The organism is Undibacterium cyanobacteriorum (assembly GCF_031326225.1).
GTDB classification, from domain to species: domain Bacteria; phylum Pseudomonadota; class Gammaproteobacteria; order Burkholderiales; family Burkholderiaceae_D; genus Undibacterium; species Undibacterium cyanobacteriorum.
Genome location: NZ_CP133720.1, coordinates 258,048 through 270,348, shown reverse-complemented (window position 1 = coordinate 270,348; position 12,301 = coordinate 258,048). Strand labels below are relative to the sequence as shown.

General features: G+C 48.6%; 10 protein-coding genes. 3 read left to right on the top strand and 7 right to left on the bottom strand.

The features are described from left to right. Positions 1-61 precede the first annotated feature (61 nt). Positions 62-943 carry a LysR family transcriptional regulator gene (locus tag RF679_RS01155; protein WP_309482395.1) on the bottom strand — a complete coding sequence of 294 codons (882 nt, stop codon included), beginning with the start codon at positions 941-943 and terminating at the stop codon, positions 62-64. Positions 944-1,069: 126 nt separating this feature from the next. Between RF679_RS01155 and RF679_RS01150 the strand changes: the two genes are divergently transcribed. Both RF679_RS01150 and RF679_RS01145 read left to right on the top strand, forming a co-directional pair. Next, positions 1,070-2,101 (top strand): proline dehydrogenase family protein, encoded by a 1,032-nt coding sequence (locus RF679_RS01150; protein ID WP_309482394.1) that lies wholly within the window; start codon positions 1,070-1,072, stop codon positions 2,099-2,101. A gap of 551 nt (positions 2,102-2,652) precedes the next feature. Further along, on the top strand, positions 2,653-3,621 hold the full coding sequence (locus tag RF679_RS01145; protein ID WP_309482393.1) for a dihydrodipicolinate synthase family protein: 969 nt from the start codon (positions 2,653-2,655) through the stop codon (positions 3,619-3,621). Between the two features lie 165 nt (positions 3,622-3,786). On the opposite strand, the gene RF679_RS01140 is transcribed toward RF679_RS01145, so the two are convergent. Together RF679_RS01140 and RF679_RS01135 are read right to left on the bottom strand one after the other, a co-directional pair. Next, entirely contained in the window at positions 3,787-3,993 is a 207-nt protein-coding gene (locus tag RF679_RS01140; RefSeq protein WP_309482392.1) for a hypothetical protein, read from the bottom strand. A 501-nt stretch (positions 3,994-4,494) separates the two neighbouring features. Then, positions 4,495-5,598, bottom strand: a complete 1,104-nt coding sequence (locus RF679_RS01135; protein WP_309482391.1) for a helix-turn-helix transcriptional regulator — start codon at positions 5,596-5,598, stop codon at positions 4,495-4,497. 76 nt (positions 5,599-5,674) lie between these two features. Here RF679_RS01135 and RF679_RS01130 point away from each other — a divergent pair, with 76 nt between their 5' ends. Next, positions 5,675-6,268: a hypothetical protein gene (locus tag RF679_RS01130; protein ID WP_309482390.1), complete on the top strand. Its 594-nt coding sequence runs from the start codon at positions 5,675-5,677 to the stop codon at positions 6,266-6,268. A gap of 120 nt (positions 6,269-6,388) precedes the next feature. On the opposite strand, the gene RF679_RS01125 is transcribed toward RF679_RS01130, so the two are convergent. From RF679_RS01125 to RF679_RS01110, 4 genes are all read right to left on the bottom strand, one after another. Then, complete coding sequence (locus RF679_RS01125) at positions 6,389-7,738, bottom strand: alpha/beta hydrolase family protein (protein ID WP_309482389.1); 1,350 nt, start codon at positions 7,736-7,738, stop codon at positions 6,389-6,391. Positions 7,739-8,076: 338 nt separating this feature from the next. Next, entirely contained in the window at positions 8,077-8,775 is a 699-nt protein-coding gene (locus tag RF679_RS01120) for a DUF4241 domain-containing protein (RefSeq protein WP_309482388.1), read from the bottom strand. Positions 8,776-9,153: 378 nt separating this feature from the next. Further along, on the bottom strand, positions 9,154-10,920 hold the full coding sequence (locus RF679_RS01115; RefSeq protein WP_309482387.1) for an eCIS core domain-containing protein: 1,767 nt from the start codon (positions 10,918-10,920) through the stop codon (positions 9,154-9,156). 265 nt (positions 10,921-11,185) lie between these two features. After that, entirely contained in the window at positions 11,186-12,247 is a 1,062-nt protein-coding gene (locus RF679_RS01110) for a serine hydrolase domain-containing protein (RefSeq protein WP_309482386.1), read from the bottom strand. Between the last annotated feature and the right edge of the window lie 54 nt (positions 12,248-12,301).

The window sequence follows — 12,301 nt, the reverse complement described above, 5'->3', positions numbered from 1 at the left end:
CCTTCTCAATCACGGTTTTCAGATCGACCTTAGCCATTTTTCAAAATGACCAGAACAAACTTTATTTTGACAAACCTTGATGAAAGTGGATAAAACGCTCCGTCAAATGTGCTTTACCAGGATTAGCTGGCCACAGCGCGAACACAGGCAGTGAGGGCACCTGATAACTGGGGATTAACTCAACCAATATTCCTTCTGCGATTGCTGCTTCCACCAAGAATGTCGGTGGTGTGGCTAGACCCGCACCTGCTATCGCCAACTGGCTGGCAGCGTCAACGCTGTCCACCACTAGCCTGGGCAAAATGTTGATCGACGCAGTGGAGCCCTTTTTATGCACAAAGGTCTTGCTGTCATTGCGCATCTTAAGCCCTATCCATTCCCATGGGATGAGATCGTCTGGCGTTCGAGGCTTTTTATATCGAGCGACCAAACTCGGCGCTGCGACCAGTTTGCGCGGCATATCGTACAGGCGTTTTGATTTTAATCCGCTGTCTTTCAGGTCACCGACACGAATCGCCAGATCAATCCCTTCTCGCACCAAATCTTCAGAACTGTCACTGAAACCAATATCAAGATGGATCTTCGGATAGCTTCGAGCAAAATCGGCGATTCGATTCATCAAAGGTGAGCGAGAAAAGAAGGCTGGTACGGTCATCTTGAATCGTCCACTCGGCTCAGCTGATTTTCCCGCAATAATATCGAGACCACGTTCGGCGGCGGCCATCATTTCCTGTGCCGCTACAAATAGTTTTGCACCTTCATCGGTCAGAGAAAGGCGCCGGGTTGATCTATACAACAAGGCGGAACCCAAACGGCGCTCGAGGCTGGCCACGTGATGACTCACAACCGATGGTGACAAACGCAAAGCAAGAGCGGCAGCCCGGAAGGATGCGCATTCGACCACTTTGACAAAGATCGCCAGTGCGCGTAGCTCATCAATCATTATCGCATCCTATGGAACAATGAAATTCAAATAGCATATCTTATCACTCAATGGAGCGGGTGCTACATTGGCGATCAAACCACCCATTTGCCCATTTTGGCATTCTGATCTATGTGAAAGGAACCTATGTCTTCTATTGTAGAACAATATGTTAGTTCGCTCGTATTCACCTCCGAGCCCAATCAAAAGCAGGAACAAAACGCGACAGAAATGACGAAGCAAGCCATGGATGCGCTGCGCCTATTGGCAATGGACGAAACCGCCAAGGCCATGTGTGATACGAATCCATTATTGAAGAGTGTGATGCGAAAGATCGCCCATCGCTATATCGCGGGGGAGACGACCGAGGAAGTGATTCCACGCCTCAAAGCGATTCGCGCACGTGGTCACGCTGCATCAGTGGAATTGATGGGCGAGAGTTGTCGCGACGAAGCACGAGCAAATCATGCAACCGAAATCTTCTTGCAGCTCATCGATCAGCTCAACGCGCATGACATAACCTGTTCTATTTCGCTTGATCTCTCGCATATCGGTTCGGTCATTGATCCTGAACTCGGTGACTACAATGTGCGGCGCATCGCAGTTGCGGCGGCGGAATCGGGTCGCGAGTTAATGATCTCAATGGAGGGTTCGGAACGCACCGATCAGATTCTCAGTAGCTACGTAAGATTACACCAAGATCCACATGCCGATTTCTCTCATGTCGGTATTACCTTACAGGCCCGATTACACAGAACTAAGGCAGACTTCGCGAACATGCTCGCCTATCCTGGAAAAATCCGATTGGTCAAAGGTGCCTACTTTGAAACCTCGGACCGCGCCCACGAACGTGAAAGCCCCGAACTGTTCAGAGCCTATCTCGACTACGCCAAGACTTTGCTGACAACTGGACGCAAATGCTCGATCGCGACGCATGACACGGCGCTACAGCAAGCACTCGTCGCTTTCATTAAGCAGGAGGGAATCAGAAACGAAGAGTTTGAGTTTGAATCGCTGATGGGGCTCGGAACACAGCAAATTGATGATCTACATGCACAAGGTTTTGCAACACGTGAATACGCGGTGTATGGCGACGAGTATTTTCTTTATGTGCTCAATCGCATTGCCGAGAATCCGGTGCGACTTTATCAGGCAGTGGTGGATGCTTGTGGTGTGTAGGAATTGAGAAACAACAACAGAATAGAGAACAACGAAATAGAGACGACTCGTTTCCCAAAAAGTGGAAAAATAGCTTTTTTGAATGCATCTGCCCTAAACACACACTTCCAGCACTTGTCGGGTCGCATGCATCCATGTCTTCCTGACTGAGTGATGAGGTGTTTAACTTGAACATTTCGCCAATCTACATTAATATATTAACGGTATATTTCAGATCTGTTGGTTTAGGCACTCGAATTCTCTACGCTCCGTGGTGAAAGAAAATCTGCTGGACGAGGGTTGTTTGCATTATTCGATTTGAGGTAAAAAGAGAAAGTTAGGATCTCGACCACAAAAGCCACTCAGCTTGGCCGAACAACATCCATAAAGAAAAAATGTACGCTCTAGCGCTAACTGGGGTTTAGCATGTCATGGACTTCAAGTGATGAGCTTAAATGACGCCTTTTGAAGACGTCACCCAATCAGTCTCGAGTTTCACCGACGCTAGTTTCTGCGTGATGACTTATCTGGTCCAATGGATACCGTAATGTTTTTAAAGAATAGGAAATGTAATGCAAACAAATAGCAAAGATTGGCGCTACACAGTAATGCCTGCGGTGTTCACTTGGCTCAAAGAATCTGAATCCGGTGCGCTTGAAATTGACTTTGATGTCACCCGAAAACAGGCTGCACATGTTTTGGCTGCGAAGGGTAAGGGCGGTAGCCGATTTGGTGGACTAGTCGCTTCGGGTACGCTCGGTGAGAACAGTTATCTGACGCCTGAGCAGCGCCTCGCTTTGCTGAAATCATTGTCTGATATTGCGCAAGAATACGAAGTTCCGTTAATCAGTGGCGCTGCCGCTGAAACTAAAGAAGCGCTGGCAAGCATCATTGAAGGACTGGCAGCGGTGGGCGTGAATACTGTGATGGTAATGCCGCCAAAAACCAAGGAAGCGCCTTCCGATGAAGAGATGTATGCCTACTTTGCGCTGGCTGCAGAAACCGCGAGAAAAGTCGGCGTGACGATTATGCCGTACAACAATCCAGATGCTGCCGGATACCATGCGCTGTCCACAGATCTGCTCAGAAGACTGTCTGCGCTACCAGAAGTCGTCGCACTCAAAATATCGACACTCGATGTGTCGATTATCGAAACGCTGATCGTAGAAAATAGTGATTTAAAAGTGTTGGCAGGCGTTGATTCCGTCACAGTACATGCAGGCTTGGCCGGTGCATGCGGTGGCATTACCGGTGTCGGCACCATCTTCCCCAAAGCCAGTATCACAATGCAAGAGCATGTCTTAAAGGGCGAGTGGGCTGAGGCTAACAAAATTTCTCAGGCGCTCAATTCCATCTCTTATCTCGATGCGCAGCCTTTGCTGTTGGAATACCTGAAGTTTGCGATGGGCATTCATCACAATGACCCCGAAGGCGGACTTCGTACCTACGGTAAGAAATTAACGCAACAGGAAATCGATGATGTCCGTGCGCGATATCTGCTGGCGAAAGAAAGATTGGAACGACTCGGTTTGGCGGATTGATTGTTTTAGACATAGCCAATTTACCCCCCCCTTCTAGCAACGTGATAAAGCTTGCTTACGAAGGGGGTGTGAACGTTTCTCTCATGCGTACGATTACGCTTCGCTAATCGCACCTACCGCGCTAACCCGCTACTAGGCTAGTAGGCAATCACCACTGCATCGCTGTTATTGCCACGGGTTTGTCGATGCGACACCGGTTGGTCGACCAGAGCGCGCGAGTGCCGCTTGATTGCCAGCCTCTTCCATCGCACCGGCGACGACGGCGAGCCCTGCAACACCAGCACCTGCGGCAACTTGCCGTCCGCCGCGTTGCACTGCTCTGGCCGACACAGACACTACATGAATCGGTATTTGCATCGCTCGTCTTAACATAGCCATTCCTCTCAAATAGGGGACCAAATAATCATCTCGATGGCAGGGATCAATACGCCCCTCAAGACTTCAGCAAGCTAGGGCAGCGCATGCAATTTTCACCAAAATCAAGATCGCATCTCAACAATTGTACGGAAATTATTCTGGACTTAATCGGTGCAGAATATTAAAAATGCGGGCAAACATCTGAAGTTTTTATGCAAGCAAACCATCCCAATGCCACCGCCTTAGATAAGGGCAAAAATCTATTCTTGGTTCGCTCTTGTTTCAAATTTGCACTCTGAAATTACTGCAAGAAGAAGAAACATCAACAGAAAAAAACTGCAAGCCAAAACGAATGGCGTTGCCGACAAATGCAACGAATCCTCGCGCTTTAAGAAAGTTTGCATAGAAATCTTCGGGGGCTATTTCGAGGTATAACTGGTAGATCAACATACCCTAAACATCCCAAAAATAGCAACGTCATCGATGGTCCGTTGAGACCATATCTTGATGAATCCTTCAACGTTTCTTCTTCGAACTAGTATGCAGCTCAGGATGCAGCTCACAATGCAGCTGATAATAGCGTGCGGCAAGTTGATGTATCTGCTGGCGCAGGCTGATCGGTTCGAGCACTTCGAAATCGCCGCCGAGGCTTAACATCAAGCGCGCTCCTTGCAGATCATTTTCGTAAGGAAGCTGTAGTAAAAAGCGATCTGGCTTTCCCTTAAGCGGCAGCGCTTCACGCGCGGCTATTCGTGCGTATTCAGCCGTGCTAGCAAGGGTTGTGAGGGTCGCTTGATCCAGCTCTATGGTTGCAATTTTGCCGCGTAATTGCCGCTCAAAAGTCTGCATAGCGTCGTCCCAATACAGCGCCAGATCAAATTCTTCTGGTGGCGTGTAACGCTGCTCTAAGATTTCCAAGGTGTTGATATTGGCGACTTTAAATGTACGCACTTTGGCTGGTTTTCCTTTTTGGCTAGAGCCACGAGCGACGAGATACCACGTACCTGCTTTGAGCACCAAACCAAGCCCTTCAAGTGTCCAAGACCGAACTGCAGTCCAACTTTCATAGCGTATTGCTAGCTGGCGCCTTTCGACCAGAGCCCGTGCGAGTTTTGGCAATTCTGGTAGTGGTGTTTGACTCTGATACCAATCACTCACATCGAGATGGAACATTTTCGCCATTGCATCGGACTGCTGTCTAAGACTAGGCGGCAAAAGCGATTGCACTTTTCGTTTTGCATGAGTGGCGGCCTGTTGCATACCGAGTGCCATCGCTGGCCCGGGCAAACCAATGAGACATAGTGCTTCCGCCTCTTGATATTCAAAATTGCCGACGGTTTGTCGATAGCCTTCCATCAACTGAAAGCCGCCGTTTGGACCACGTTCACTCTGAATCGGAATGCCTGCGGCACTGAGCTCATCAATATCACGGTAAATGCTGCGCAAAGAAACTTCGAATTCATCAGCCAAAGCCTGCGCACGCACGCGGCCTTGCAACTGCAAGAGGATGAGAATAGATAGAAGTCGACTAGCGCGCATAAAACAAGAAAACCATACAAGACCATCAATAAAGAACAAAAAAGCTAAGAACAAATAATTCATGACATAGACTGTCAACAATCTCTTTCTATCATACGCCTAATCATTCAGCACAATCAAAAATCATTCTGATGATTGCCTTTTTAGGAGAGCACATATGACAGATGCATCGAATCAAGCGGTACGCCGCCTATTTTTACAAGCGGCTGCGGGCTTAGCAATTCCAACCTTGGCACAGGCAGAGAAAATAAGCGAGACTGTAGGTACTATGCTCGACACCTCACAACTGGATCCTGGCAAGCCAGGCGACTTTGATTTTCTACACGGCGAATGGCGCATCAAACATCGTCGCCTGAAAGACCCGGCCACGAATCACTGGGACGTCTTCGATGGTGAAGCGACCTGTTGGAGTATTCTCAACGGCCTCGCCAGCATCGAAGAACTACGCATACCCGCACGCCAATTCAGCGGTATGGGCTTAAGGATATTGGATGTTGAGAACAAGCTTTGGTCGGATTTCTGGGTCAACTCCAAGAGCGGCGTGCTGACGGCACCCGGTGTCACAGGAGGCTTCAAAGATAAAGTAGGGATCTTTATTTCCGAAGAAGTCGAACAAGAAAAAACCATACTTGCTCGCGGCATGTGGGACAACATCAGCCGCCAAACCTGTCGATGGCAGCAGGCAATATCAAACGATGGCGGAAAAAGCTGGCAAACCAATTGGATAATGGACTGGCAGCGGTTTGCATAAGATGGCTAGGCCAGAGAAAGCGAAGGGGACGATTTGAATAGGGAAGAATTCTTATTTCCCTTACACTCGTTCCCATCGTAAGGCGGCAAATCGCTCTCGATTAGCGCTACCGCCCTTCGCTTATTGACGATACGCATCGCCATACTTCACATTGATCTGCCCCTTCGCCCAATCCGCCATGAGGTCGTAATATCCGGCAGCAATTCGAGTCGACTTGCGCGACAAGTCATCTGCCTGTACATAATTCAGCATGCCGTGATCAGCCTGCGGGAATACGTGAATGGTGATGTCATGTCCTTGCGTGCGCAACTTCCGCAGTCTCTCCAACGAAGTGGCGATGGGTGCTTGCCGATCGTCTTCAGCAAATGCCCAGAATTGGGGGATTTTGACGCTCACCAAAACCTGCATTGGGTTCTGTGACCAATCAACGCCTAATCGATCAAACATGGGCAGGCCATTTTTCCGTAGATCTTCAACCGAGATGTTCAAGTAGACGCCAGAGTATCCTCCCTTTATCGCGGCAAACCAGGCTTCCTTTGAGTATCTCTTTTGTATATCAGCGAGTTCGTCCAAGCCTTCTTTGTAGGCTGTCTTCACCAATTTGGCGGTGACCTCAGTAATCAATCGTGCTTGAGCAAGAACATCGGCACCATAACCGCGATCTTTCAATTCTTTTTGGACTTTGGCGACATCTTGCTCAGCGATATCGACTGCCAAACCAAATCCGATTCCGATAAATTGAGCCTGCGCTCGCGCCGATGCCAAAGGAGCGATCCAACCACCTTGGCTCAAACCCAGCAGGCCGAAGCGACCAAATCGCCCGCTTGCTTGTCGCTTTGCTTCGTGCGCTGCTGCCACCAAATCATCAGCCAATAAGGGGAAATTTTGCGTGTACTCGCCCTTTGATTTGCCTGTGCCTCGCTTATCAAACACAAAGGCCGAAACACCGCGGCCGACCATTTGATAAGGATCTGCCGCACGATCTATCCAGCCACTATCTTCCGATCCGTGGGCAAATACCACCAGAGGGGTGGTCTTCCCAGCGTCGAGAGTTTCGAGCAATCTTCCCGCGAGAATGACGCCATGCGACTCGAATTGAACATTGGATTCACGAATTTTCTGGCGATGCCAAATCTGCTTTCCGAAAACACGAACGGCCTCTCGCCCACACTCGACCAGTGCATTCGCGTCCTGCGTGTTGCCAATCAATCCCTCACTAAAGGTGTAGTTAAATCCTTGATCACCTTTCGTCAGCGTGACAAATGAGCGCTCCTCTAGGCGATAGATACCAATCTCGCAAGAGCCTGGGACAAATGACGTAGTCGCAGTTGTTGCCTGCGAGCTTTGTGGTTGATCGATAAGGAGGTCATCGTTCGACTGTCGCATGGTGGTGTCTGCCAAAACATTCGCAGAGCAGTTACCCCCGACGATAAACCACGTCGCGCAAAACATCGATGACCAAAGTTTCATAATTCCCCCACTTGCTGTGATGAAGGGCATCCTAAACTCGTTGCAAATGATTGGTAAGCTGTTTCCGATGAAGACTAGATTTAGCGGAGTGAATCTGAAAAATTCGGTGTGAATTCAAAAATGTTGTGGAGATTAGGATGCCCTTTAAACATCAAATCGAGCATAGAACAAACATCAAAGCCCATCATTTTAAATGCCGAGAGAAAACTTGTTTTCTAAATTGGCTTTTGACGATGATCACATGCGTGCGATTACGCTTCGCTAATCGCACCTACCGCGCTAGGGTTTTGCTCGAAGGTGAGGTCAACCGAGACGGTATTTCGTTTGCTGATCGAAGTTTATACAGATTTCCAAAACTGCCACCACGGTTTCTTCTCGACTGAAGTCTCTGCTTCGGCTTCATCTAAGACACAGAAATCTGTCACAAGGGAAACGACTTTTCCATCGCTGGAATAGCCGAAAAAAGAAGGATAGCAGCCATCGCCCCATCCAGAAGAGAAACAAACGATATTCGCCTTGCTTGCGGTTGATGGCAGAACTGATGCCCACGACCGAGTGTACTTATAGGTCGCATCCATCTGCTCTCCAATTTGTTCAAAGTACTCTTCGTCTTGATCCATCCGTTCTTGTAATAGCAGCGCAGCATCAGCATCCATGAAGCAGCCGGTCCCTGCATCGACACCGTATCCAAAGAATTCATCCGCACCTAGTTTTTCTACACTCTGATTTTCAACGAGCGCCATTTTCCAATCGACTACGGGACTATCAGAAAACGCTAGCTTGGCAAAAGCAACTCGCTCATCACCACCGGCAAGACGGGCAATCGCCAGCCGTACTTCATAATCGCCCTTTGCGATTTGGCACACGAAAGGCTGAGCTCCTGGTTGTACCAAAGGATCACACGCCACAATAGCCCCAGAGCTTACGTGCAAAGTCCCAGCGCTGACTACTTCGAACGAAACCAACTTTTTACCATCACCATAAGTTGACTCAGAAAACGCAAGATCTACCAACTTCGAATTCAACATGTATGCCATAAGCACTCCAAGCAAAGATCAATACGATTGGAAAAACGATAGTGTATCTCGATGAATGTTCAAAAAGCGATTTACTGACTGACGAATGCCAACGAGAGCCGAGACCTCGAGCACCAGAAATACAAAGACACGGTTTTTTGGATTTCATTTGAACTTTTCTCAAAACACCGACGGCCGGTCCCCGCTGCCGCAAAATGCTTTATCAAAACCAAACCCGCGCGGGCGATGATGGATTCTTCGGATTCGGTGCGCGGTCGCTACGAGTTTCGATGATTTCTACAATCGAAGTACAATAGTTTTAGAAAGAGGTGTCTTCTAAATTGTTTTCGTGAAAATTTGTTTTGGGCGAGGGGACCTGTTTTCTCCACCTTGTTTATTTCAAAGCGAATCATTGTTATTAAATGCTCGTACCATATGGAATGACTCTACCGGTATCAGGATCTCGCCACCTCCAGAAATAACGAAATAGTAAAGTTCTGTCGGATTTTGAATTTGCATCTGATGTACTTTCATTTTCTCGATCATGCTAGCAACACGCCTCAGTTTTCTCTCTATTTTTTTCAATTCTTTCTCGATTTTTTCTAATTGTTCCGCTATACCATCGGTGACCGACTCGAGTTCTTCTAGTTTCTTTTGGCTTAAGGTAAGTTCTTTGTCAATTTGAGAAAGTAACTCTTGTGCTTCTTCGATCAAAAATTCAATCGCTGATGTATGTTCTTCAATCGTTTCCAACACGGCAAGCTCTTGGAGTCTGTCAACACGATCATCCTCCACACTAGGCGATTCAAATCGCTTCACACTCTCGTGAATGTATATCGCCAATAATTCGTTACCGTACTCGATGGCACCAATTGCTGTTGATAATTTCTTCTTACCCACTGGGGTAACATAAAAGCCTTTCCCCTTGCCGCTACCATGGCCTTGACCCAGCATCTCTTTGCTTGGGCCGTCTTTGGCCAATGATCTGCTCTTTTCTTTGGAATCTGTTTCATGTACACCGATTTTTGTGAACCCATCCTGTGATTCAGGAAATTTTTCCCATTCGAACTTATCTGCAAGCTCCTTACGCGCTTTTGCTTTTGCTTCTTTATCGAACAAATCTAGACCAATCTCCTCTTCCTCTTCCTCTTCCTCTTCCTCTTCCTCTTCCTCTTCCTCTTCCTCTTCCTCTTCTTCCTCTTCTTCCTCTTCTTCCTCTTCTTCCTCTTCTTCCTCTTCTTCAGACAAATCCTCAAGATCCTCAACAATGTCTGCACAATCGCCATGCTGCTTTAGTTCTTCGATCAATTCGAGCACTTGTGTGCGACTGAGTTTCGTGCCTATTCCTTGAAATTTCGACCATTGAAGTGCCAAAACAATGTCTTCGCGTTCGGATCCCCGATCAATATCAAATTTTCCAATCAGCACCCTCTGTAAAACAGCATTACTTAACAATTGAATTGGAGAAGCGAAAGCCGAGTCACTCTGTTGTTTAACATTGGTTATTGCGTTAGTTAGGATCGTTGGGCTTAAGGCCTTTGCCCCCATAACATCCGCCTCATGCTCTAGCCCCGTATCATCATTGACCGGCACGCTTCCTTTCATCTGCATCGTGGGTTTGACTCGCCCTTGTGCTTGCTGCACCACATGCCATGCCTCATGAGGTAAATGCTGCTCCTGTCCTGGCGCCACATGAATTTCACTGCCTTGTGCATAAGCATGTGCATGCAACTGTGCGGGCTTGTCGGAGTTATAGTGAACCCTGACGTGATCCATACTCATACCGGAAAGACTTTCTATCCCCGATCTTAAATTGTCAGGCAGGCCGGTATGGTTTGAACTGCGTGTGGCTGCTTCACGTTGAGCAGGTTCGGCCTCGAATTTGCCTTGAAGAATTTCATCATCTTCCATCCGCTGTGTAGGCTCAGATTCATTCGCCACATTTTTCGTGAAAACATTTAGCTTTTGCGTCACAGAGCCACTTGCCATAAGCTGGGCGGCGGAATTCAGCTTTTGTTGTTGCTGGCTGTTAGCCATCATGGCTTGCCGTGATAATGAAGCAGAGGTGGATTCGCGATTATCGGAAAGTGTGGACTCAGTTACTGTAGCCACTTGCCGTTGAGTTTGCGCATCAGAATGATTTTTGCCACGGGTCGAATATGTCATTGAGATTCACCATTCAAATTCCATGAAATCCTTGTCCGGCATCGTTACCGCAGAACCTATCGGGATCGGAGATATAAAGTCAAATACTATAATAAATTTTGCATGATCGATAGAGCTTTGCCTGCCAGTATCACCAATTTGCTTGCTGGTCGAAAAGGCGGCCGATGAAGGTGACGCCGTGGGAGACATTGCGATGGAAACGGTCGGCTTGTGCAAAGTCGACGCAGGAAAAGAAGCGCGCTTCGCTAATCCCTCCTAACACTCGCTATTTGGCGCCTGCCGAGATACCGACCGCCTGCTCCGCCATCTTTACCAGTCTGCGATAAGCATCCTGATTATTCGATGCACCTGCAACGGCAATTCCCTTCGCGGGCGCATAGTAGGCAACAGTGCCCCAATAGCCGCTGTGCCAGTAGCAATCTTGGCCATCGACAGTTTTCACAAACACGCCGAGTCGATAGTTTTCTGCACCTTGGTGCGTACCGCGCCACAGCATTTCCTTCAGTGTTTCGGGATGTTTGAAGAGCTTGCCTTCAAATAGGGCGGCTGTCAGTGTAGCTAAATCGCGTGTTGACATGACAAGCCCACCACCACCATAGAGGTCGATGCTTGCATCCAACTTACTCGCTTCAAGCTCACCAACAAACTGTCTTGCGCGCGTCGTTGCCGTGCTAGGCTGATCTTCCATGATTTCCCACCACGTTGAGCGCAAGCCATGACGGTCGAGTTGCAACTGCGCGCGCACCGCCTTACCCAGCGGCTGACCAGTAATTCTTTCGATGATATCGCCGATGAGGATATAGCCGGTATCAGAATAGTGAAACGCCGTACCCGTTGCAGACGAGGGGCGCCCCCAATTCACGGCGAGGCGCACCAAGTCTTCACGAGTCCAGCGACGCTCCGGTTGCGACAGTACCAGTCCTAAATAACGATCATCAGCGGCATGATCATATATTCCGGCGCTATGGCTCAAGAGCTGCCTCACCGTTATACGATTTGTGTCATAACCGCCGTCTCGCAGAAGTTGATCGATCGCAGGCGTCAGCAAGGGACCAATCGCGGCATCAAGATCAATACGTTTGTCTCCCCACAATCTCAACACGGTCGCTGCAACGAAGGTCTTGGTGTTGCTCGCGACACGCACTGGGGTATCGACATCGAGCGTAGCGCCCGTTGAAGCTTTGCCTTGGCCTACCAGTGCGAGGGCTGTGCCTTGTTCTTGCCAGTGACGAACAAGGCGATGGGTCTGGGGTCTGATTGCACTGCGTTCTGGAGAGACTGTTCGTTGGGTACCTGCGCCATTGCTGGCGTAGCGATAGTGGTGCACAAGCACATTGCGAACCGCAGAACCACAGCGGCTGAATACCTCTGAAACTGAATG

Coding starts and splice junctions, on each gene's coding strand:
- RF679_RS01115 (WP_309482387.1), bottom strand. CDS start 10,920: ATGACATATTCGACCCGTGGCAAAAATCATTCTGATGCGCAAACTCAA.
- RF679_RS01140 (WP_309482392.1), bottom strand. CDS start 3,993: ATGTTAAGACGAGCGATGCAAATACCGATTCATGTAGTGTCTGTGTCG.
- RF679_RS01125 (WP_309482389.1), bottom strand. CDS start 7,738: ATGAAACTTTGGTCATCGATGTTTTGCGCGACGTGGTTTATCGTCGGG.
- RF679_RS01150 (WP_309482394.1), top strand. CDS start 1,070: ATGTCTTCTATTGTAGAACAATATGTTAGTTCGCTCGTATTCACCTCC.
- RF679_RS01120 (WP_309482388.1), bottom strand. CDS start 8,775: ATGGCATACATGTTGAATTCGAAGTTGGTAGATCTTGCGTTTTCTGAG.
- RF679_RS01155 (WP_309482395.1), bottom strand. CDS start 943: ATGATTGATGAGCTACGCGCACTGGCGATCTTTGTCAAAGTGGTCGAA.
- RF679_RS01130 (WP_309482390.1), top strand. CDS start 5,675: ATGACAGATGCATCGAATCAAGCGGTACGCCGCCTATTTTTACAAGCG.
- RF679_RS01145 (WP_309482393.1), top strand. CDS start 2,653: ATGCAAACAAATAGCAAAGATTGGCGCTACACAGTAATGCCTGCGGTG.